Origin of the sequence: Aquimarina aggregata (assembly GCF_001632745.1) — a bacterium.
GTDB lineage: Bacteria > Bacteroidota > Bacteroidia > Flavobacteriales > Flavobacteriaceae > Aquimarina > Aquimarina aggregata.
The window spans coordinates 23,300-45,148 of sequence record NZ_LQRT01000006.1; the positions used below are offsets into that span (position 1 = coordinate 23,300).

Here is a 21,849-nt window from a genome sequence, read left to right on the forward strand (position 1 = left end):
AAGTATTACTGACAAAGCTTTCTATTAAAATATTTAATATTATTTCAAAGACCACACAGTATATCCTTTTGGAGGTGCTTGAATTTTAACCCATTTTCCTCCTTGAGTTGTTGGTTCCCAACCTGAATTTCCAGTGTAATCTTTAATTTTTCTACTAGACCAATTTGTTTGTACCCATCTCTCTTGCCATGAATTAGAGTTATTGATATACACAATCAATCCTTGTTTTCCATTACCCCCATTTCTTTTAGCAATGTATTCATCATTATCTGTCCATAAATTTGTGGTGCTTCCTCCTGCAAGGTTATTATGAATCCATATTAAATTATTCATTTTACTTTTACTCAACCAATCTTCATAATCTCGATAAAAAATTGCTGGATATCCTTCATGAGTTAATATATAAGCATATGCTAATATTTTATTATTAATAATCTCGTCTGTATCATGATTAGCCACAAAAGTTACTGCTCTAGTCGAATTTCTTTTCCATAGCATATCACCACTTAGCGCATTTAAATTATTCCCCATGAATGCATCTCTCATTTTATAATAACATCCAAAATCAAAAGCCGACATCTGCGCATTATCAGTCCACCACTTTAGAGCGTTTACATTACCATCCCAATACTCGCCTACCGCAAAACCACCAACAGCTTGATTAAATTGTCTTGCTACCCAAGGTTCAAAACCTTTTACATAATCGAATCTCCAACCATCAAACTTCATTGTATTTTTATAATATTTGGCTACCGAATTGGATTTTTTCCATAACCAATCTTGAACATAAGGTTTCTTGTGACTTAGATCTGGAAAACCTCCAAAAAAACCACTATCTGCGTCATATTTATCATTAGGGTGAAAATCATATTTTGTTCTGTTAAATTTACCAGACATTGGAGTAAATTTTGTGTATGTCTCTTTCCCAGCAAATTCATTTGACTCTAAATCACCACCACTATTATGATTAATCACAATATCTGCTATTACACTCAACCTATTATTATGCGCAGTTGTTATTAAACTAGTTAGCTCGGATCTTGAACCAAATCTAGTTTCTGTACTACCCATCTGATTAAATTCTCCAAAATCATAATAATCAAAAGGATCATAACCCATAGAAAAACGTCCGTTCTGAGCTTTGCTTACCGGTGGTAACCATATAGCATCTATTCCTGCATTACTCCAATCACTCACTTTTCCTTTGATCGTATTCCACCAATTACCCCCTGCCGGTACATCCCAATAAAATGCTTGCATCATTACTCCAGAACCTATTTGTTTTAGAGCTTTAGAAGAAACCTCTTTCTCAAGGTTTACGGTTTGTTCTTCTGCTTCATCTATAAGTTCATCTTTGACACAGCTCGAATACAGCAGTACGACGGAAAGAATTCCGTAAAAAAAAGTCTTGTTTTTCATAATTAATTGATATTTGTGTTAAATTATTATCAAATTAATTATTTCAGAGTATCGAAAACGTTTGAAATTTCACTAAAACGTTTGCGTGTTGATAAAATTTAAAACTTTAACATTATCATTAGTTTGAAAAAGATGTTAGTAAACAAATACCCCGAGGTATTGCCTCGGGGTATTTGTTTATATACTTACTAAAAGAATAACTCTACTAAGTTGCAGGTTTATATTCTTTTTTATCAATAATCATTTTTGCTATAATTTCTCTTAAGATTTCCGAAGTTCCTCCACCAATAGGCCCTAATCTACTATCTCTAAGCAAACGTGCTAAAGGATATTCTTCCATATAACCATACCCTCCTAAAAGTTGCAGTGCTTTATAAATAACTTCATCTGCCATTTTAGTCGAAAGTAATTTAGACATACTTGCTTCTTTAACTACATATTGGCCATCATTTAGTCTTTTGGTAATTGAGTAATTAAATTCTTTACACATTTCTACTTCACTCGCCATATCAGCTACTGTATGTCTTAATGCTTGAAATCTATCAATTGTCTTTCCAAAAGCCTCTCTTTCTGACATATATTTTAGAACATAATCTACAGCATACTCTGCGCGTGCATGAGAGTTAACCCCCATAATTAATCGTTCTAGAGCAAAATGCTGCATAATATATGAAAAGCCTTTATTTTCTTCTCCCATAAGGTTATTTACAGGAATTTTCACATTATCAAAAGCAATCTCTCCAGTATCTGAAGCTTTCCATCCTAGTTTATCAAGTTTTGTAGCAGAAATACCCGGAGTATCTCTATCCATAACAAAGATACTTATACCTTTATTACCCAATTCTGGACTTGTTTTTGCTGCCACTACAAGATAATCACTATATACCCCATTAGTGATAAAAGTTTTAGATCCATTAATTACATAATGATCTCCTTCTTTAACCGCTGTAGTTCTCATCCCTGCAACATCAGAACCTCCAAATGGTTCTGTTATTGCTAAACATCCTATTTTTTCACCAGAAATACTTGGTGTTAAATATTCTTCTTTTATTCTATCGTCTCCTTCTTTATTGATATGAGTCATTGCCAGATACGCATGAGCCCACATAGCCGCTGCAAAACCACCCGAATTAATTTTCTGTAACTCTTCTAAAAAGATAACAGTATAAAAAAGATCCAGGTCTAGACCTCCATATTTTTCGGGATAAGCAATGCCAAAATATCCCATTTCACCAAATTTACTCCAAATAAAGCGCTCTATATCTCCTGTTTTTTCCCATTTATCGATATGCGGAACAACTTCTTTTTTCAAAAACTCTTTAAGGCTTTCTCTAAACAATTCATGCTCTTCTGTAAAATACATACTATTCATCTGTTCTTTTTCTTTTTTTTTAAAAACGTCAGATAGAATTTACCAATATTATAGTGCAATTCTTATTGTTATGCACCAAACTATTTACATATGGTAATTTTGACTGTTTTAATTAATATAGGCCGTGTATTGAGATTATCAGCAAAAATAAAGATATCGTAATCCAACAATAGTTTTTGTATTATTAATTGAGGATTTATCAAAATTCACAGCAATTTTTTCCGATTTTTAATTTAATGTCAAATATAAAGCTATTCTGTCAATTTTTTCTAAAGAAAAACCTTCGATTTTTCCTAATTCGTTAAAATTTGAAACACTTCCATTCTTTTTAATAAAATCAGTTATTTCTAGGGCTGTTTCAAAATCGAAGTAAGGTATTTCTATCAGATCTTTAACTGAAGCGCTATTCAGGTTAATTTTTTTTATGTTTGGTGAAGATTTGACAGTAAAGTTGGATAAAATCTTCTTTCTTTGAAAATCATAAAGACCTTTAATATCTTTAAGCTGTTCATCATCTAAAAATCCACCTATTTTATTTCTGTATTTAATTATTCTTTCGGCTATAAAGTCGGGAACTTGCAAATCATCTATAAGTTGTTTTGCCAATACTTTATTCAGATCCTCTTTTTCTGTATATGGTTTAGTAAAAGTACTTTTCTTTGCAGCTGTTTTTTTCTTTTTCCATTCAGGAAACTTAAACAATGGAGCAATTACTTTAAGAAGTGAGTCCGACACTCCTGATACCTTTTTAAAATCAGAAATAGAATTTATCCATTTATCTTGTTTCCTAAACCGATAAATTCTATCGAGTTCATCAGGAGACAATCCTAATTGATAGCCTTTATAATCTGAAATAAAATTAGGATTAAAAGGTTTTAATTTAAACTTCTGTTTTTTCTGCTCTGCAATGGATTTTAAGGAATCTATTTGAACTTGAAAGGTAGTAAGTTCAACCAAATCGTTTTCTACATGTGTAGACTTAGGATAAAAAAAATACCCCAGTATACTTACCAAAAGGATAAGGGTTAAAATAAAAATCCCATTTCGAAAACGTGAATGTATATCGAAATGGGATTTTATATTATTCATGATGTATTAAATCTTATTTATTCGAAGCTTTTATCGCTTCAAAATATCGTGCTAGTTGTTTTTTAACTACTGGGAACAAGAAAAACAATCCTACCATATTAGGGAATACCATTGCAAAAATCATTGCATCAGAGAACGCCCATATAGAATTCATACTTGCAGCAGCTCCTATAACCACAAAGCTCAAGAACAATAGTTTATAAACTAAATCAGCTACTTTTCCTCTACCGAATAAAAATTTCCATGATTGTAAACCATAGTACGACCATGATATCATAGTAGATACTGCAAACAATACCACTGCAATAGTTAAAAATATATTAGAATATGGTATATATTTCCCAAAAGCTTGGGCTGTTATACCAGCACCTTCATAAGCAACACCATCGATTAAAACAGAACCACTTCCATCACCACCATAAGTAAAGGCTCCTCCTGAATTAAAAATTATGATTACTAAAGCTGTCATTGTACATATAACCACTGTATCAATAAATGGCTCTAACAAGGCAACAAGTCCTTCACTGGCAGAATATTTAGTTTTTACAGCAGAGTGGGCAATTGATGCAGAACCAGCTCCAGCTTCGTTAGAAAATGCTGCTCTTTTAAATCCTACTAGTAACACTCCTATAACTCCTCCTACTCCAATAGCTTTAGGATTAAAAGCTTCTGTAACAATCAATCCAAGAGCATCATCCACAAAAGAGAAGTTACTAAAAATGATATACAAACATGCTAACAAATACATGATTGCCATAAAAGGCACTACTTTTTCTGTAACCGAAGCAATACGTTTTATTCCTCCGATAATTATAATTCCTACTAAAATAGCTAGTATTATTCCTATCCAAAAACCAGCTCCCGTGCTTTCAAGTCCCATTAGTTCTTTTAAAACTATAGTCGCCTGATTTGATTGTGCAGCGTTTCCACCACCAAAAGATCCTCCTATACAAAATACTGCAAATATTGCTGCTGCAATTTTACCTAATGTCACGAAACCTTTTTCTTTAAGTCCTTTGCTTAAATAATACATAGGCCCACCATATATAGTACCATCTTCACCAACATCTCTATATTGAACACCAAGTGTACATTCTACAAATTTAGTAGACATACCTAGTAACCCACAGATGATCATCCAAAAAGTAGCTCCAGGACCGCCTAAAGCAATTGCCAATGCCACCCCTGCAATATTACCATTACCCACAGTTCCTGACACTGCAGTTGCTAGTGCCTGAAAATGAGAAACTTCTCCTTCTTTAGATTCATCTCTGATAGTATCTTTAATATCACCATCTACCGCTGCAGAAGAATCTCCTAGACCATGTCCTTCAACATCATCGTATTTTCCTCGTACTACATTAATTGCTTTTCCAAAATATCTAATATTAGGAAAACCAAAATAAAGCGTAAAAAATAATGCACTTAATACTAATAGTATAATTACAAATGGTGCACCATCAAATACTTCAAAAAAGATGATACTAGAAATTGTATCAGAAAATGGCTTAAAAGCCTCGTCAATTTTCTGATCTAAACCTTTTTCTGTAACTTCTTGTGCAAATGATAAAAATGGAATTGTAAGCGCTAAAAATGAAAGAAGAATTCTCTTCATAATTCTGTGAGTTAATTAAATTTAGTTATTTATGAGGTTAGCAAGATGCTAAAAAAAACGGTCGTGTACAATTTTTAGGAAGTTAAATGTTTTGTAACGGTTAAATATTAAACTCTTTATTAAGTAAATTAATTTGTTCTGGACGACCCAAAACAACAACCTTTGAACCCGGTTTTAACACTGTACTTGCTTCGGGGTTTACAATATATTCTCCATTTGGTGATTTATACCCTATAATTGTGCAACCTGTTCTTGATCGCATATCTATATTAAGTATAGTTCGCTCTTGATGGTCATCAAACATATCTTCAAAAGAAACTTCTTCAATATTTATAGATCGTTTTCCTACAATAGAAAGATTGTCGAGGAACTCTATTAAATCCGGCACTACCACTAACGAAGCCATATGATCTCCACCTATACGGTCTGGCATGATTACATTATCGGCTCCTGCCAATCTTATTTTTTTATATGAGGCATCTTCAGAAGCTCTACTAATTATTTTAAGTTTCTTATTAATCTGTCTTGCAGACAGCACTATAAATAGATTGTCTGCATCCTCTGGCAATGTACATATTAGACAAGCAGCATTTTTGATACCAGCTTCAATTAAAACTTGATCTTCTGTTGCATTACCCTTAAGAAATAATAATTGATCATTCTGATATCGTTCTATTATCTCATCGTCTTTTTCAATAATAATAAATGGTTTATTATACGCTAATAATTTTACTGCCGATTGTTTTCCATTTCGACCATAACCAATGATAATAATATGGTTTTCTAGCTTATGTATCATTTTTTGTATTTTTCGATATTGAACTCTTTTCGGGTCATTTTTACTAACGATATAGTCTGTAATTACAGATACAGAATATGCAAATATAGAAACACTCGTAGCAATCAAGAAGATAGTGAATAATTTGGCATTTTCATCGAGTGGATGTACTTCACTAAAACCAACGGTAGACATGGTTATTACCGTCATATACAAAGCATCAATCCAAGAATAATCAGAAAAAAATCGAAATCCTAATACGCCGATCAATATGACAACAATTAATAAAATTAAAGCGATATAGACCTTTTTTCTACCCCAATTGTAAATTTTTATCATAGGTCAAATACTGAAGTTCTTTTAGTATACACTAAATCTTTTATTTTTAGCCAAAATGCCATGTTTAGATAAATCACAAAACCTAAACCAGCTGTAGCAAAAGTCAAATAAATAAAAAACAAACGTACAATTTTTGCACGCATACCCAATCTATCAGCTAATCGTGATGATACATAAAATCCATTTCGTTCTAAAAAGTGTCTTAGATTATATAGCATCCTGCAAAATAATTATATTATCTCAAACTTTAATCTTGATTTAGTAAATTATTACCAATTGCACATTTTAAACATTTTTTTTGATCACAATACATATTCTTAAGTTGTAACATCGCTTGAGAGTGCATTGCCGTTTTGATAGGCACTTTATGTTTTATGAAATTATCTATAATAGTATTTTTCTCATAAGATATTTGAGAAATTAACTTAAAAATTTCCTCTTCTACATATTTTCCTTGACTACGGGCATAACTAAATTGCATAGGGATTATAGTATTTATCACTATTAAATCCACAAATTGCTTAGTTATCTGTTTTTGCCGAGGTTTTGACTCTTTATCAAAGGTATAATGACGCTCCCAAAAACTACTAGTACCAACATTAAAGATCTGATAGAATTCGTTTATATCATATGTCTGAATAATTCTACTAAACAGTCTGTCATTTTTAAAATATAATTTAGCCAATTGCGCTAATCGTATTGTTGGAAAGTTTGACGGTCTTAACCTAAAAAACTGCATTGAAATTGTATGTATTGGTTTAAGGCCAAACTTAGTTTTTAGAAAATCATATTCTATTTTAAGTTTTTTTGAATAATAATTATCTTTTTCTTTTTCTAAAAAACCGGCTTGTCCAAAAAACAAAGCTTCTAATTGACCCAGATCATGAGTACATTTTCTAAGTACAGAGAAATTAAATGAGTTTGCAAAACTTAAAAAGGCATCTCCGTTTACTTTTAACCCAAAGTTTTTTGCTAACATTTTAAACATTACAGTTTCCCAATTATTTGCAGAGCTTTTCAATAATTCTGAAATTAGAATAGACTTTTGCTCTAATCGTTCTAAATACAATCTATCTTGCCAGTTTACTAGGACGAAATCTGAAACATTTGACAATTGATTTTCGCATAAAATCCATTTTTTAAAAGTACGCTCAAAAAGTTTTTGATACCTAAATAAAAGTTTCTCATCTATATAGTCTTTTAACACTAATGTGGGAATACTACTATTATCTTTTCTAAAGACCTTTATATCATCAAACCATACAACATGTAGAATAACATTATTATAAGCAAGATCGTTTTCATGATGATGTGCATACCAATCACTAGATTTGATATGAATCTCGACATTCCCTGCCCATTTTTGATTATGTATTGTTATTTGCGCATTAAAAAAGTCTGGCCCAGAATTTTCTACATTGTGTGTTCCGACCTGCTTAATAATCACTTCGTGGTTATCGGTAGTCCTTAAACAAGAAGGGTTAAACTTCTTGTATTTCCAGAGAAACTGGAGAAAATCTTCTTTCATGTGTTTTTGTATATAGCTTTGTTATTCTGCAGATCAATTATTGATAACCACAGAAAGATGCTATTTACATTTTGGGTAGGATTAAGACAAATGCTTTAGCTTATCTAAATTTGAATGTGAAAATACTAAAATTTACTTTAATCTTGTAAGTCATCAATTAGAACCTTGACCAATACAGACTAATAATAAATACTATCCATCATGAATTCAGTACTTAAATCCATTTTTATTTCGGTATTTCCGCTTATTGCTTTATATTTTTCGATAGACGGCATATTACATTTAACCAATCATGGATTGTCTTACAGATATATTGGTAGGTTAATTGCATCTTTTTCTATATTATTTTTCTTTGCTATGCTATTTATAAAACCTGTGGCGAGAACAGATGCTAATTTAAAAATCAATACCATTTTAATTGCAATTGGATTCTTAATCAGCATTGTATTTGGTGGTCTTATCGAAAAGGATATCAATGGCTCATTACCTAGCGTTGGATTATTCTTAGGATGGATTCTTTATATCAAATGGTATTCTATTTTTACAGATCGTAAATCAAATACCACAATTCAAGTTGGCAAACAACTTCCTTCTTTTGAATTAGAGGACTCTGATAAAAATACTGTGCCTATGTCTGGTTTTATCGGCAACCCTTCTATCTTTTTATTTTACAGAGGAAATTGGTGTCCTTTATGTATGGCTCAAATTAAAGAAATTGCCGAGCAATACAAAGAACTAGAAAAAAGAAATGTAAATATGGTTTTGGTAAGCCCGCAACCACACAAATACACTAAAACTCTTGCAGAGAAATTTAATGTAAACTTTAATTTTCTAGTAGATCAAGGAAATAAAGTAGCCAAAGAGCTTAAAATTCTTGCAGAAAATGGATTACCTATGGGTTTTCAAGCCCTAGGATATACAAGTGACACCGTAATGCCAACAGTAATTATAACCGATAAATTTGGAAAAATTATCTTTGCCGATCTTACCAATAACTATAGAGTAAGACCAGAGCCCGAAACTTTTCTTAAAATTCTTGATCAAAACATTATTGACTAAATATTCTAATCAAACTAGAAATAAAATATCCTAAACAAAATTGAGGTTACAATAGGTCATAATTAATGTCATAAATACATTTAATTCTTAAAACTACGTTAATTACAAGTAGAAATGTACTATTGGTAAGATTTTATGTATTAATGGAAAACCGTACAACAATTACTTTTCTTTTCTTTGTTTAACAATTAATGGGGAAATTAATTCACAACGACATAAAGATTACAAAACCCTAAGCTAAGTTGAGTTTGTGTTAGGTTATAGATGGCTGTCATTTTTGATAGCCATCTTTATTTTTATAAGTTAATATCAGGATAAATATCAAACTTATTGAAAAAGGATTTTTTAAATTTAGATGAGTTAGAATAATTAAGCGTATCCATAACCTCTTTAAGAGGTAACCCCTCACCAAATATCATATTGTAAGAGCTTTCTAATTTTTTATTGTTAAAAAATTCTAGCGGAGTTTGATTATGAATTTCTTTAAACATATTAAAGAAATTTGTTCGACTCATGTGAGCCATCGCAGCAAGCTGATCTACTCCTATAAATGGTTCATGTAAATTGTTCTTAAGATAGTTACTTACTTTATAAATATTACCAACTTGTGCACTATTAATATTAAATGGATTACTCTCTGTCTCCCACTTTAAAACATCTTTCCAAAATGTCTCTAATAATCGGATTCCTCTTGATATATAATATAAATAATTTTCAACCCTATTAATATCTGGTTGCACAATCTGATCAAAAAGATTAGATTGTTTATAAGAAAGGTAAAACTTGTTGATGTGTTGATGAGAATATCGTATATAAGTATCTACGCGTTCGGCCATATCATTATTCTTCATAAAATAAGACCGTGTATACGAACTTTTAAGCACTATCATTGTTGATTTAACTACTGCTCCTTTTGGAATAAAAACCTGCTCTCCCTGCTGTGAATCCATACACCTCATATTGCCTGGCGTATAGCTATCAGAATATGTACTTATAATTTGATCTTTCTCTAGTTGATGATCTAATGCATACTTTCTAAAATGAAGAATAATATCTCGTTCGTTTATAGGTTGTCTTATATACTCTATATCTGCATTTGCCTTATAATTATTGACCAACAAAAAAACCTCGGGCGAGATTTTATAATATGATAAATACCCTTCTCCTATTTCAGGTGGAAAATAGATATGATCAGAAGTGCTATTTGGATCTAATTGTGATCTAAAATAGTTTCTTAACTTATCTATATCTGAAAAATCAAACGAATATTTATACATCCTCATTTAGGTTTTACATATGTTTATATTCTTATAAGATCAATACTTTTCATTTAAGTTGCGTATTAGCCTTTGTAAAAGATCGACAGATATAAACAACCCCTTTATCAGCGCGTACACTAATAAAGGGGGTATATTAAACTTGATATAAATATAATAATTTATTTTATATGACTGATTACGTCATATTTTGTGATAATGTGATGCTTGCCATTTTCTAACGCTACAAGAACTGCTGGATTTCCATTTTTAATAAGTTTAGATATCTCATCTAGTGACGTTTTAGCTTTTACTATAGGAAAAGGTTCTTTCATTACTTCTTTGATAGGAGTACTATCCATATCTTTATTTTCCATAAAAGCTTTAAATAAAGCACTTTCATCTACAGATCCTACAAAACCATCAGTATCGATTACCGGTATTTGTGAAATTTGAAATTTACGCATACGTTCAATCGCATGAGAAACAAGTTCTTCTGTTTTTACGGTAATTAATGGTTTATCTGCATGATCCTTTATCAAACCTTCGGCATTAGAAACTTCTTCTTCAAGAAAGCCTCTCTCACGCATCCAATCATCATTAAACATTTTTCCAACATATCGGCTACCATGATCGTGATATAAGATTACTACGACATCATCTTTAGTAAAATTTTCTTTTAACTGAAGTAATCCTTTTATAGCCGCACCTGCACTATTTCCTAAAAACATTCCTTCTTCTTTGGCTAGTCTTTGCGTATATATTGCAGCATCCTTATCGGTTACTTTTGTAAACCCATCTATAACAGAAAAATCCACATTTTTAGGCAAAATATCTTCACCAATACCTTCTGTTATATAGGAATAAATTTCGTTTTCATCAAAAACACCTGTTTCATGGTATTTTTTAAAAACTGACCCATAAGTATCTATCCCCCAAATTTTAACATTAGGGTTTTGTTCTTTTAGATACTTTCCCACACCAGAAATGGTTCCACCTGTACCTACACCAACAATAAAATGGGTAATCTTGCCATCTGTTTGTTTCCAAATTTCAGGACCGGTACTTTCATAATGCGCCAAAGCATTAGATGGATTATCGTATTGATTTACATACCATGAATTTGGAGTTTCCTCTGCTAATCTTTTTGATACAGAATAATACGATCTTGGATCTTCGGGTTCTACATTTGTTGGGCAAACCATAACTTTAGCGCCAACTGCGCGCAGAATGTCCATTTTTTCTTTGGATTGCTTATCCGCCAAAACACAAATCAATTTATATCCTTTGATAATCGCCACCAACGCTAATCCCATACCTGTATTACCAGAGGTCCCTTCGATAATGGTACCACCAGGTTTTAACCTTCCATCAGCTTCAGCATCTTCTATCATTTTTAACGCCATTCTATCTTTTACAGAATTCCCTGGGTTAAATGTTTCATATTTGGCCAACACCAATGCATCAACATCTTTTACCAATGCATTCATTTTAACCATAGGTGTATTGCCTATAGTTTCTAATATATTTTCTGCGTATTCCACTAGTGTATATTTAGCAACCTAAAGAAATAGGTCATTTAATCGTACAAAGATACAATCTAGATTACCGATGCAAAAATTTTAAATAGATAATCGATATTATTGAAATCGAATTGATTTTGTAGGAGATATTTTTGAAACGATATATGAAGGAATTAATAGCATTATTAGACATAAAAGTATAGTTCCTACATTAAGCAATAGTATATAACCAAGGTTTATATATACGGGAGCTGTATCTACATAATACGTCTCGGGGTTAAGTCCAACTACCCCATAGTAATCTTGAATTAACAACAAGCCTATACCTATAAGATTACCCCAAAAAAGACCTATTAAAATTAAATAAGCTGCATTATATAAAAACATCTTTCTAATGCTCCAATCAGAACTACCTAATGCTTTAAGAATACCAATCATAGGGGTTTTTTCTAAAATCAAAACCAGTAATGCCGTAATCATATTAATCCCAGCTACTAGAATAATAATCCCAATGATCCCAATAATATTGAGATCAAAAAGTTTAAGCCATTCAAAAATCATTGCATACTTCAACGTTATTGTCTGACTATCAAGTGTAGAGGGTATATTTTCGTAGATTTCCTGGCCTTTAGTATCAATCGCAGTAAAATCGTCAATAAAGACTTCAAAATTACCGATCTCGTTAGTCTGCCATTTATTCATTTTTTGAATATGCCGTATATCTGCAAAAAGAAATTTCTCGTCAAACTCCTGAAAACCTGAACTATAAATTCCAACTATTTTAAACGCCCTAATATATGTTTTGGAATTTGAAACAGAGTTCTTTTTTAAAAAATATGTAATGGCTTTATCACCTACAGTAAGTCCTAAACGACTTGCTATATGTGAGGACAATAAAATCTCTTCATTTAGTTCATTCCTAAAATCAGGTATTCTACCTTCTATTAAATACTCTTTAAAGTAACTCCAATTATAATCTTTGCCTACACCTTTAACAACGACACCATCAAAATCAGTTTCAGTTCGTATGATACCCATTTTAGTTGCAACTCCTTGCATATGAGCGATTCCTTTTACCTCTGGGAATATAGATGGACTTCCTTTTTCTATCCAATTTGTCCAATCTGAATTTTCTACTAGAGCTTTAAATTCTTTGGAGTAAAACTTTTGATCTTTCGAAATTGGAATTAAAGATTCTAAACTACTATTATTATCAAAGCTTGATATTAGCACATGTCCGTTAAACGCTGCAACTTTTTCTCTTATTTTTCGTTGTAAACCTATGCCAGTAGCAATTGTAATAAGCATCATAACCATACCAATAGCAATAGCCGAAATCGCAATTTTTATAATTGGTGTCGAAATGCTACTTTTATGTTCCTTACCTTTGATAAGGCGTTTGGCGATAAAATACTCGAAATTCAAGCTTAACTATGATTTTTATTAGAAATGCATTCAAAAATACATTTTTATTCTTTTGCACCCTTCTTATTTTTCATGGAAGTGTAACAAAAACATTTGCACAAGGTCAAAATGTAAGACAATTAAATGCTATTACTAAAGATAGTGTTCAAATTACTGCACCAATTATTGTGGGTGCAAACCAAACAGAACTTTATCTTCCGATATTAGAAGGTAAAAAAGTAGCCATAGTTGGTAATCAAACTTCAGTTATTTTTAGATATCCAAATCTTAACATGCTTATTGAAGAGCAAGGAGGGATTGAATCTACAGAATTTAAACAGTACACACATTTAGTTGATTCTTTATTATCTAGAAATATTAAAATACAAAAAGTATTCGCCCCAGAACATGGTTTTAGAGGCAAAGCAGATGCCGGTGAACTAGTTGCAAATAGCAAGGATATTAAAACTGGTCTGCCTATTTTTTCACTACATGGCAAAGACAAGAAACCCTCTGTAGCATCCCTATCTGGTATTGACATAGTTGTTTTTGACATACAAGATGTTGGCGTTAGGTTTTACACCTATATATCAACATTACATTATGTTATGCAAGCTTGTGCAGAGAACAATATTCCTGTTTTAATTCTGGATAGACCTAACCCAAATGCGCATTATATAGATGGACCTACCTTAGAGCCTAAACATTCAAGTTTTTTAGGAGTACACCCTATCCCACTCGTACATGGTATGACTATAGGTGAGTACGCTAAAATGATTAATGGTGAAGGCTGGCTAGGCAAAGATCTTACTTGTGAAATTACGATTATACCTCTTAAAAACTATACCCATAAAAGTTCTTATAATTTACCGATTAGACCTTCTCCAAACTTACCTAATGATAAAGCTATAAATCTATATCCAAGTTTAGGTTTTTTTGAAGGTACTACTATAAATGCTGGTCGAGGCACCGAAAAACAATTTCAAATTTTTGGATCTCCTGATCTAGCGATAGAGCATTATAATTTTGCATACATTCCAAAACCAAATTTTGGAGCAAAATATCCTAAACATCGCGGAGAAGTTTGTTATGGTAATGATTTAAGAAAAACAAAATGGCTTAGCTCTATAAATTTATGGTGGTTAGTAAATGCCTATAAAAACTCAAACGACAAAGACAAATTCTTTAATACCAAATCTTTTACACTTCATGCTGGAACAGAGAAACTACAGCAACAAATTCAAGATGGAATAAGTGTTCAGGAAATCAAGAAATCTTGGAGCGAAGATTTAAAAGCGTATAAAATCAAAAGACAACAATATCTTTTGTACAAATAAGATGATTTGGATAATTACGAGTAAACACTTTTGGATCAAAGAATCATCAACTCACAACAATATTAATAATCGCTTAAGCCCTTCTATTGCTTTTATGTTCAAGATCTATAGTCGCTTTCATTTTTTCAACGATATTATAAGCAGCAGGGCATATAGCTACATTTTTTAAGGTTAAATCAGAAATTTGCTGAAACTTCTTGCGATCTGTATGTGGATATTCTCTACAAGCCTTTGGTCTTACGTCATAAATTGAACAATAATTATCATCTCCAAGAAAAGCGCAAGGTGTTTCTTGTAATACCAAATCTCCATCTTCATCTCTTCGTAAATACTGTGCTTCAAATTGACTAGATTTCATTCTAAAATGCTTCGCAATTCGTTCTACATCTTTATCTAAAAATAATGGACCAGTAGTTCTACAACAATTACCACACGCTAAACAATCTGTTTTTTCAAACTCATCTTGGTGCAAATCTTGCATGATTTCGTCTAACTTCTTTGGTGGCTTTTTTTTGAGCTTAGTAAAGAACTTTTTATTCTCGTTATGTTTATCTTTGGCCAGTTTTGGTAATTGATCTATAAATTGCTGCATAGATGCAAAATTACAACTAAACCAATGAATTATCATTTAGGAAACAGTAATTATGAATAAAGACATTTTTGGAGAAGCCATTAAAGACTTTTACAATCAGAAATACACTGAAGATATCATAGTACAAGCTCCTGATTTTGATGATGATATTATACCCATACCATATCTATTTAGATCCTATAATGAAATGCCTGAACTAGAAAAAAAAGCATTGGATTTATCATATGGAAAAGTACTTGATGTTGGTTCTGGAGCAGGAAGTCATAGCTTGTATCTTCAAAATACTCGAGATATAGATGTAACTGCTATTGATATTTCAGCTGGAGCTATAGATATTTGCAAAAAAAGAGGACTACAAAAAGCTATAATTCAGGATATATTCGAATTGAAAAATACTACATATGATACGCTACTATTTTTAATGAATGGAAGCGGAATTATAGGTAATTTATCAAATATCGATCGATTTTTCAGCCACATAAAAACACTTCTCGCACCAAAAGGACAAATTCTTATAGATTCTTCTGATATCTCATATTTGTTTACTGATAATGATGGGGGATTTTGGGTTGATGCTTCTGCCGGATATTACGGAGAAATGCAATACAAACTCAAGTACAAAAATTTAGAATCAGATTGGTTTGATTGGTTGTATATAGATTATAACACATTACAAAATGCAGCAAATACCCATGGATTTTTATGTGAATTGTTATCTGAAGGAGAAAATAACGACTACCTAGTTAAATGTACAATAATTAACTAATTTTTAGCAATTAAAAAAGTAAGTAATGTCATAGTGGTATACTATTTGTGGGTAAACTCCTATTTTTAAACAATCATCTACTAAACTTTTTTATTTACTAACTATTATTCACTAAAAACTATATCCCGTGCAAATTACAAAGTTTCTAAGTTATCTATTTATCACTTCATTTTTACTAGTAAGTTGTTCTAACGATGATGATGCAGCCCCAGATAACAACAATACACCAAATTCTTTTAATGTTGCTAACAGACAACCTCTTGGGAGTTCTGCTAATGATCTTTTAAGTGATAATCAATTTAAAAGTATAACAATAGAAATCGTATCTGTTCAAGGGTTTGAGCCTACATCTACTGCAGTAGATGCTTTTAGACAGTTTTTAGAAAATAGAATATTTAAACCAGATGGAATCACCATCAACCAGCGCTCTGTAGCTTCGTCTAATAGAGCTCCTTTTACCGTAGACGAAATCAGAGAAATTGAAGATGGAAATAGAGGTCTATTTAATGCAGGGGATGAAATAACAGTTTATGTGTACTTTGCTGATGGAAATAATGAAGGAGACACCAATACGCAGGTAACATTAGGAACAGCCTATAGAAATACGTCTATGGTTATTTATGAAAGCACACTACGTAGACTTAGCACAAGACCTGGAGCTCCATCTCTTCCTACGATAGAAACAGCAACACTCAATCATGAATTTGCACACCTTATGGGATTAGTTAACATTGGTACTCCTTTACAATCTGATCATGAAGATCCAGAAGCAGGTGGTCACTGTAACGTAGAGAGCTGCCTTATGGAAGCTGCAATAGAATTTGCCAGCGGTATGATGGGAATGGGAGAAATAGTACCCGAATTAGATGCACAATGTATCGCAGATTTACGTGCTAACGGAGGAAGATAAAAAAAACAAAATACTACCAAAAAAGCATCACTTTAATACAGAGTGATGCTTTTTTAATGGAGTTATTTCTTATTATTTAAAAAACTTTTTTACCATCTAAATACGTTGCATTCACTTTGATATTTGGAATCCTATCTTCATCTACTTCCATAATATTCTCTTCCAGGATTACAAAATCTGCAAATTTACCTATGCTTATACTCCCTTTCTCTGTTTCTTCAAAATTACTGTAAGCCGCCCATATTGTCATTCCTTTTAAAGTCTCTTCTCGTGTAAGCGCATTTTCTTTTTGAAAACCACCTTCTGGGTATTGTTTTAGATCTTTTCTTGCTACTGCTGCATAAAAAGTATAAAAAGGACTTACTTGTTCTACAGGGTAATCAGTACCTAAAGCTACTTTACCGGTTTTTTCTAATAACTTTTTATAAGCATAAGCTCCCTTAATACGTTCGTTTCCTAATCGTTCATCTGCCCAATACATATCACTAGTAGCATGAGTAGGTTGTACACTCATGACTAAATTATCATTTAAAATCTCAAACTCTTCTGGAGCTACTACTTGTGCATGTTCCACTCTCCATCTACGATCCGATTTGTTTTGTAAAACTTCATAATACGTTTTCATGACAACAGCGTTCGCAGAATCACCAATAGCGTGTGTATTCATTTGAAAAGGAGATCCCGCCAATTTTTTTGCTAATGCTTTAAATTCTGCATTGCCAATTACCATAGCTCCAAAATGTTCATCTTGATCGCTATATGGTTCTTTTAAAGTAGCACCACGAGATCCCAAAGCCCCATCTGCATACACTTTAAAAGATGAGACATTCAATTTATCTGTTTTATGCACTCCATTTTTTAAATAATAGTCCACATACTCTGGCACATTACTAACCATGGCATACATCCTGATACTAAGCTCTTTTTTGTTTTGTAAGCTATCAATTAATTGTATTACCTGAGGACTCAATCCTGCATCATCAACAGTAGTTAAACCATAACTGAAATTAATTTTTTCGGCTTCTTTTAAAGCTTGAACTTGTTCGTGAACTCTAGGCTCCGGTATAGTTGATTCTATTAACCTCATTGGGTTATCAATAAGTACTCCTGTAAGTTTACCTCCTTTTATAATAATATCCCCTCCTTCAACTTTAGTATTTACCGTAATTTTAGCCAGATCCAATGCTTTTTGATTTACCAACAAAGCATGACCATCAACACGTCGCATCGCTACAGGGATGTTAGGAAATAAACTATCTAATTTTTCTTTGGTTGGGAACTCTTTCACTTCCCAATCATTTTGATCCCAACCTCTACCTGTTATAAAAGCTACATTATTTTCTTTTTGAAATGATACGATACGTTCTAGTACCTCATCATAACTTTTGGTCCCTCTTAAATCAACTTTTTGCTGCTGTAATCCTAATCTATAAAAATGACAGTGTGCGTCTATTAATCCTGGAACGATAGTTTTTCCATTTGCATCCAAAGTATCAGAAACATTATATTGTTTCATTAATGTTTCACTTGTTCCAACCGCTATAAATTTTCCGTCTTTAATTACAAAAGCTTCTGCTTTTGGTTTATCATCATCTACTGTATATATGTTTGCATTTAATACCAAAAGATCTGCATCTTTTTTGGGTTCTTGACAAGAAATAAAAAACAGTGTAATACTAAATAATAGAATAACTTTTTGCATTGTGTATTTGAGTTTGATGTATGTAATAGTGCTTAAAAGTAGGAATATCTATATTTTAAAAGGTTAAGGTTTTCTTAATAAAGATTGACTTACAAAATCCTAAGCGATAAATTAAGCAAAAAATGACCTACAAAAATGCGCTTTATTAGAATTAGAAAAGGACAAATAAATACTATTCTTTTTTATTAATTATAACCTTTATCATAACCTTATGGTAAAAACTTAAAACTATCGTGATTATAGTTCTTCTTTTCTTTAATTTGTATAAACTAAAAAAATAAACACATGGATTTAAAACCAAAACTGGGCTTAGATAATCTTACATTCGGAATGTCTAAAAAAGAGGTTTATGAAGTGCTAGGAATGCCAGATAGAAAAAGAATTAGTGACGACGACGACGATCAGCAACTTTTAGAATATAATGATCAAAAATTAAGATTAACTATATACAAGAATGAGGATAATCGTCTAGGATATTTGCAAACCTCGAATCCAAAATTAGAATTTAATGGACATGCTATTATAAATTCAAAAATAGATTTTGTAAAAGATAAAATATTTGGAGACATTATTTCTGATTGGGAAATTGAGGACTATGATTTTTTTGCAACCCATAGCAATGATGACTATTGGATTACACTTAATGTAGAATTTGGAATTGTAATTAATATAGAGATTGGGGTTCCGTTTAACGACGATAACGACTATGACTGGCCCAATTAAATAACACTAACTGAAGAAACCAATATATGAATATTACTATTCGTAGAGCTGAAGTTGATGACCTAGAGTTTATCTGGCAGATGTGGCATGATGTTATGGCACAAAAGATTTACTTTTCATATAATCATACTTCAACAAGAGCAACAATTGAAAAAAGTTGGATTAATCTTACAAACCATATCTATGTTGCTACTATAGAAAATGAAGTTGTAGGTGCTTATATTTTTAAAGATAATCAACCAGGTTATGGCAATCATATCGCAAATGCTTCGTATATGGTAAAATCAGAACGAAGAGGATTACGAATCGGACATCAATTATGTGCGCATTCTATAATCAAAGCCAAAGAAGTAGGATATAAAGCTATGCAATTTAACTTAGTAGTAAGCACAAACAAAGGAGCAATAAAAACATGGTTAGATAATGGTTTTAAAATTATTGGCACTATCCCAGAAGGTTTTCATCATTATCAGGAAGGATATGTTGATGCTCATATTTTTTACCGTAAACTTTAACTTTACTCAAATCCATATCATACATTAGATCTGTTTCAAAAAAAACACACCCAAAATCAATAGATTTTGGGTGTGTTTTTTTTGAAAAACTTCTAGATTATTTACTTGCAATAATCCAAGTACTTATTTTATCTTCTAACAACGCCAATGGCACACAACCTGTTTCTAAAACTTGATTATGAAACTCACGAATATCAAATTTATCTCCTAATGCTACCTCTGCTTTAGCTCGAAGTTCTCTTATTTTCAATTGTCCAATTTTATAAGATAGTGCCTGTCCAGGATTAGCCATATATCGTTCAATTTCAGAAGTTATTCCTGCTTCAGATTCTGCTTCATTATCCAAAGAATATTGTATTGCTTGCTCTCGTGTCCAACCCTTAGCATGAAGCCCTGTATCCACTACTAAACGAACCGCTCTATGCATTTCTGCTCCTAACATTCCAAAATATTGATAAGGATCGGTATATAATCCAAGTTCTTTACCCAAAGATTCGCTATATAAAGCCCAACCTTCTCCATAACCACTATACCAAAGTGTTTTTCTAAACTGCGGAAGATCTTTACTTTCTTGCGTTAATGAAATTTGATAGTGATGTCCAGGAATTGCCTCATGCAAAAACAAAGACTCATCACTATAGGTATTATACTTTGTTACATCTGGTATTGGTGTGTAAAAAATCCCAGGACGAGTACCATCTAAAGAACCTGGGTTATATTCTGCACTTGCAGATTTCTCACGAAACGCTTCGGTACGACGTACCTCAAAAGGCGTTTTAGGTTTAACATCGAATAATTTTTCAATCTGTGGTTTCATGCGGTTATGAATCGCATTAAAATTATCGATCACTTCTTGAGGATCTTTAAAAGGCATTAGTTCCTTCTTAGTACGTACATAATCAAAGAATGATTTTAAATCCCCTTTATATCCTACTTCATTTTTAATCTTTTCCATTGCCGCAGAAATACGTGCCACTTCAGACAATCCTAATTCATGAATCTCATCGGCAGTCATATTTGTAGTAGTATACAATTTAATCTGATACTTATATAGATCAGCTCCGTTTGGAATATCGGAAATCCCAGAACTTGCTCTACCTGCTTCCATATACTCAGCACTCATGAACTTATGCAAACTTTTGTATGCAGGAACAATTTTTTCTGAAACCATTTTAGTATATGCTTCAGTGAGTTGTTTTTTATCTTCTTCTGAAAAACCTTCTGGAAAATTTTTGACTGGTGTATAAAAAAGATGCTTATCTAAATCTTCTACTGTTAACGCTTCTAACTGCGGAAGGACTTTTGTAATTAAAGATTTAGGAAGAACGTATCCCGCTTGCATACCTTCTTTCATTTTTGACTCTGCTGAAGTCAACCATTCTAAATACCCTTCAAGACGTTTTAGCCAATTATTATAATCTTCTACCGTTTCAAAAGGTTGTGCACTTGCACCACTTGCTAACTGACCTGCAACAAGATTAATCGACCACATTTGATCAATCGGGAAATACTCTTTTTTAAATTTAAAAGCTTCTAGGTTAATATCACACTCCCATTTTAGGATAGCTTTGCTCATTTTTTCACTAGCAGAAAGAGAAGCATCATCAAATTGATCTAGCATTTCTTTATATGTAGTATAATATGCTTTTACTTTTGCTACTGTTTCATCTGCTAATGGATTAGGAAACTGATCATTAAAACGATTATCCCCTGCAAAGGTAGCTTGTACAGGGTTTAGTTTAAGTCCTTCTTCATAATAATTATCCAGCATTTTATTAAACTTGGCACTAACATCAACATTGGCCTCAGGTTCTTTTGTAGTGACTTCATTTTTACATGCGGTAAAAACTACTGCTAGATAAACTACAGTAAGTATTCTTTTAATCATGGTATTATGTGTTTTGTTTTGAGTGTTGAAAGAT

At 32.0% G+C, this 21,849-nt stretch carries 19 protein-coding genes; 6 read left to right on the forward strand and 13 right to left on the reverse strand.

Annotated elements, in window-relative coordinates; translation table 11 throughout:
* Positions 1-39: 39 nt before the first annotated feature.
* The 7 genes from AWE51_RS09055 to AWE51_RS09085 form a co-directional block, all read right to left on the reverse strand.
* The gene (locus AWE51_RS09055; RefSeq protein WP_066312470.1) at positions 40-1,419 is read right to left on the reverse strand and encodes an alpha-amylase; all 1,380 of its coding nucleotides are present in this window, start codon (positions 1,417-1,419) and stop codon (positions 40-42) included.
* 205 nt (positions 1,420-1,624) lie between these two features.
* Positions 1,625-2,791, reverse strand: coding sequence for an acyl-CoA dehydrogenase family protein (locus tag AWE51_RS09060; protein ID WP_066312472.1), 1,167 nt, complete (start codon positions 2,789-2,791; stop codon positions 1,625-1,627).
* A 228-nt stretch (positions 2,792-3,019) separates the two neighbouring features.
* Positions 3,020-3,880: a ComEA family DNA-binding protein gene (locus tag AWE51_RS09065; protein ID WP_066312475.1), complete on the reverse strand. Its 861-nt coding sequence runs from the start codon at positions 3,878-3,880 to the stop codon at positions 3,020-3,022.
* A gap of 13 nt (positions 3,881-3,893) precedes the next feature.
* Positions 3,894-5,495: an alanine/glycine:cation symporter family protein gene (locus AWE51_RS09070; RefSeq protein WP_066312478.1), complete on the reverse strand. Its 1,602-nt coding sequence runs from the start codon at positions 5,493-5,495 to the stop codon at positions 3,894-3,896.
* 100 nt (positions 5,496-5,595) lie between these two features.
* Positions 5,596-6,612 carry a potassium channel family protein gene (locus AWE51_RS09075; protein ID WP_066312482.1) on the reverse strand — a complete coding sequence of 339 codons (1,017 nt, stop codon included), beginning with the start codon at positions 6,610-6,612 and terminating at the stop codon, positions 5,596-5,598.
* On the reverse strand, positions 6,609-6,830 hold the full coding sequence (locus tag AWE51_RS09080; protein WP_066312488.1) for a PspC domain-containing protein: 222 nt from the start codon (positions 6,828-6,830) through the stop codon (positions 6,609-6,611). The genes AWE51_RS09075 and AWE51_RS09080 overlap by 4 nt, the downstream gene beginning before the upstream one ends.
* Before the next feature lie 29 nt (positions 6,831-6,859).
* Complete coding sequence (locus tag AWE51_RS09085; RefSeq protein ID WP_066312490.1) at positions 6,860-8,140, reverse strand: DUF2851 family protein; 1,281 nt, start codon at positions 8,138-8,140, stop codon at positions 6,860-6,862.
* Positions 8,141-8,341: 201 nt separating this feature from the next.
* On the opposite strand from AWE51_RS09085, the gene AWE51_RS09090 reads away from it, so the two are divergent.
* Positions 8,342-9,199, forward strand: a complete 858-nt coding sequence (locus AWE51_RS09090) for a peroxiredoxin family protein (RefSeq protein WP_066312495.1) — start codon at positions 8,342-8,344, stop codon at positions 9,197-9,199.
* Between the two features lie 296 nt (positions 9,200-9,495).
* Here the strand turns inward: AWE51_RS09090 and AWE51_RS09095 are convergent, their stop codons facing one another.
* The 3 genes from AWE51_RS09095 to AWE51_RS09105 all read right to left on the reverse strand — a co-directional run bounded on the left by AWE51_RS09095 (position 9,496) and on the right by AWE51_RS09105 (position 13,403).
* Positions 9,496-10,476 carry a helix-turn-helix domain-containing protein gene (locus tag AWE51_RS09095; RefSeq protein ID WP_066312497.1) on the reverse strand — a complete coding sequence of 327 codons (981 nt, stop codon included), beginning with the start codon at positions 10,474-10,476 and terminating at the stop codon, positions 9,496-9,498.
* 161 nt (positions 10,477-10,637) lie between these two features.
* Positions 10,638-11,999: a pyridoxal-phosphate dependent enzyme gene (locus AWE51_RS09100; RefSeq protein ID WP_066312498.1), complete on the reverse strand. Its 1,362-nt coding sequence runs from the start codon at positions 11,997-11,999 to the stop codon at positions 10,638-10,640.
* 96 nt (positions 12,000-12,095) lie between these two features.
* A complete protein-coding gene (locus AWE51_RS09105; RefSeq protein WP_066312516.1) occupies positions 12,096-13,403 on the reverse strand; it encodes an ABC transporter permease in 1,308 nt (435 codons plus the stop codon).
* Positions 13,404-13,411: 8 nt separating this feature from the next.
* Here AWE51_RS09105 and AWE51_RS09110 point away from each other — a divergent pair, with 8 nt between their 5' ends.
* Entirely contained in the window at positions 13,412-14,719 is a 1,308-nt protein-coding gene (locus AWE51_RS09110) for an exo-beta-N-acetylmuramidase NamZ family protein (protein ID WP_066312518.1), read from the forward strand.
* Between the two features lie 73 nt (positions 14,720-14,792).
* On the opposite strand, the gene AWE51_RS09115 is transcribed toward AWE51_RS09110, so the two are convergent.
* The gene (locus tag AWE51_RS09115; protein WP_066312722.1) at positions 14,793-15,311 is read right to left on the reverse strand and encodes a YkgJ family cysteine cluster protein; all 519 of its coding nucleotides are present in this window, start codon (positions 15,309-15,311) and stop codon (positions 14,793-14,795) included.
* Between the two features lie 52 nt (positions 15,312-15,363).
* Between AWE51_RS09115 and AWE51_RS09120 the strand changes: the two genes are divergently transcribed.
* On the forward strand, positions 15,364-16,077 hold the full coding sequence (locus tag AWE51_RS09120; protein ID WP_066312520.1) for a class I SAM-dependent methyltransferase: 714 nt from the start codon (positions 15,364-15,366) through the stop codon (positions 16,075-16,077).
* Between the two features lie 127 nt (positions 16,078-16,204).
* Positions 16,205-16,987: a hypothetical protein gene (locus tag AWE51_RS09125; protein WP_232517369.1), complete on the forward strand. Its 783-nt coding sequence runs from the start codon at positions 16,205-16,207 to the stop codon at positions 16,985-16,987.
* Positions 16,988-17,063: 76 nt separating this feature from the next.
* Here AWE51_RS09125 and AWE51_RS09130 read toward each other — a convergent pair whose 3' ends face one another.
* Positions 17,064-18,689, reverse strand: a complete 1,626-nt coding sequence (locus tag AWE51_RS09130; RefSeq protein WP_066312522.1) for an amidohydrolase — start codon at positions 18,687-18,689, stop codon at positions 17,064-17,066.
* A 285-nt stretch (positions 18,690-18,974) separates the two neighbouring features.
* Between AWE51_RS09130 and AWE51_RS09135 the strand changes: the two genes are divergently transcribed.
* Together AWE51_RS09135 and AWE51_RS09140 are read left to right on the forward strand one after the other, a co-directional pair.
* Positions 18,975-19,412 carry a hypothetical protein gene (locus AWE51_RS09135; RefSeq protein WP_066312523.1) on the forward strand — a complete coding sequence of 146 codons (438 nt, stop codon included), beginning with the start codon at positions 18,975-18,977 and terminating at the stop codon, positions 19,410-19,412.
* 26 nt (positions 19,413-19,438) lie between these two features.
* On the forward strand, positions 19,439-19,927 hold the full coding sequence (locus AWE51_RS09140) for a GNAT family N-acetyltransferase (RefSeq protein WP_066312524.1): 489 nt from the start codon (positions 19,439-19,441) through the stop codon (positions 19,925-19,927).
* 97 nt (positions 19,928-20,024) lie between these two features.
* Here AWE51_RS09140 and AWE51_RS09145 read toward each other — a convergent pair whose 3' ends face one another.
* Positions 20,025-21,815, reverse strand: coding sequence for a DUF885 domain-containing protein (locus AWE51_RS09145; RefSeq protein WP_066312525.1), 1,791 nt, complete (start codon positions 21,813-21,815; stop codon positions 20,025-20,027).
* Between the last annotated feature and the right edge of the window lie 34 nt (positions 21,816-21,849).

Coding starts and splice junctions, on each gene's coding strand:
- AWE51_RS09055 (WP_066312470.1), bottom strand. CDS start 1,419: ATGAAAAACAAGACTTTTTTTTACGGAATTCTTTCCGTCGTACTGCTG.
- AWE51_RS09060 (WP_066312472.1), bottom strand. CDS start 2,791: ATGAATAGTATGTATTTTACAGAAGAGCATGAATTGTTTAGAGAAAGC.
- AWE51_RS09065 (WP_066312475.1), bottom strand. CDS start 3,880: ATGAATAATATAAAATCCCATTTCGATATACATTCACGTTTTCGAAAT.
- AWE51_RS09070 (WP_066312478.1), bottom strand. CDS start 5,495: ATGAAGAGAATTCTTCTTTCATTTTTAGCGCTTACAATTCCATTTTTA.
- AWE51_RS09075 (WP_066312482.1), bottom strand. CDS start 6,612: ATGATAAAAATTTACAATTGGGGTAGAAAAAAGGTCTATATCGCTTTA.
- AWE51_RS09080 (WP_066312488.1), bottom strand. CDS start 6,830: ATGCTATATAATCTAAGACACTTTTTAGAACGAAATGGATTTTATGTA.
- AWE51_RS09085 (WP_066312490.1), bottom strand. CDS start 8,140: ATGAAAGAAGATTTTCTCCAGTTTCTCTGGAAATACAAGAAGTTTAAC.
- AWE51_RS09090 (WP_066312495.1), top strand. CDS start 8,342: ATGAATTCAGTACTTAAATCCATTTTTATTTCGGTATTTCCGCTTATT.
- AWE51_RS09095 (WP_066312497.1), bottom strand. CDS start 10,476: ATGTATAAATATTCGTTTGATTTTTCAGATATAGATAAGTTAAGAAAC.
- AWE51_RS09110 (WP_066312518.1), top strand. CDS start 13,412: ATGATTTTTATTAGAAATGCATTCAAAAATACATTTTTATTCTTTTGC.
- AWE51_RS09115 (WP_066312722.1), bottom strand. CDS start 15,311: ATGCAGCAATTTATAGATCAATTACCAAAACTGGCCAAAGATAAACAT.
- AWE51_RS09120 (WP_066312520.1), top strand. CDS start 15,364: ATGAATAAAGACATTTTTGGAGAAGCCATTAAAGACTTTTACAATCAG.
- AWE51_RS09130 (WP_066312522.1), bottom strand. CDS start 18,689: ATGCAAAAAGTTATTCTATTATTTAGTATTACACTGTTTTTTATTTCT.
- AWE51_RS09135 (WP_066312523.1), top strand. CDS start 18,975: ATGGATTTAAAACCAAAACTGGGCTTAGATAATCTTACATTCGGAATG.
- AWE51_RS09140 (WP_066312524.1), top strand. CDS start 19,439: ATGAATATTACTATTCGTAGAGCTGAAGTTGATGACCTAGAGTTTATC.
- AWE51_RS09145 (WP_066312525.1), bottom strand. CDS start 21,815: ATGATTAAAAGAATACTTACTGTAGTTTATCTAGCAGTAGTTTTTACC.